Source organism: Actinomadura sp. 6N118, assembly GCF_044326415.1.
In the GTDB taxonomy this organism is placed as follows: Bacteria; Actinomycetota; Actinomycetes; order Streptosporangiales; family Streptosporangiaceae; genus Spirillospora.
In genome coordinates this window covers 1-702 of record NZ_JBIRAZ010000086.1, presented here as the reverse complement: position 1 = coordinate 702, position 702 = coordinate 1, and the positions used below count along the sequence as shown (strand labels likewise).

The following is a 702-nucleotide window of genomic DNA, read 5'->3' as shown; positions in this document are numbered from 1 at the left end:
ACTTTCCCGAGGTGATCGAGTACCGGGACCGCCGCGTCGCCGAGCTCGGGGTCCGTCTCGTTGTGGCGTCGGTGCAGGACTCCATCGACCAGGGTCGGGTGGTGGAGGAGACCGGGCGGCGCGCGTCGCGGAACCGGTTGCAGACCACCAGCCTGCTGGATGCGATCGAGGAGCACCAGTTCGACGCGGCGTTCGGTGGTGCGCGCCGGGATGAGGAGAAGGCGCGCGCCAAGGAACGGGTGGTGTCGTTCCGGGATGAGTTCGGGCAGTGGGATCCCAAGAACCAGCGGCCCGAGCTGTGGAATCTGTTCAACACCAGGATCCGCCGTGGTGAGCATGTGCGGGTGTTCCCGTTGTCGAACTGGACCGAGCTGGACATCTGGGACTACATCCGCCGCGAGGCCTTGGAGTTGCCGCCGATCTACTTCGCGCACACCCGGATGGTGTTCGAACGCGACGGCATGCTGCTGGCCGACATCTCCTACGCCAACCGGGCCGACGATGAGCCGGCGTTCGAGGCGACGGTGCGGTACCGCACGGTCGGCGACGCCTCCTGCACCGGTGCGGTGAAGTCAGCCGCGGGCACGCTGGATGAGGTGATCGAGGAGATCGCGGCGACCCGGATCACCGAGCGCGGCCAGACCCGCGCTGATGACCGGGCCAGTGAGGCCGCGATGGAGGACCGCAAGAAGGAGGGCTACT

At 67.5% G+C, this 702-nt stretch carries 1 protein-coding gene; it reads left to right on the top strand.

Features of this window, described 5'->3' with window-relative positions; translation table 11 throughout:
- Window positions 1-702 (top strand): sulfate adenylyltransferase subunit CysD (cysD, locus tag ACH34W_RS55500; RefSeq protein WP_395969362.1); only part of this gene is annotated, 702 nt, incomplete at both ends.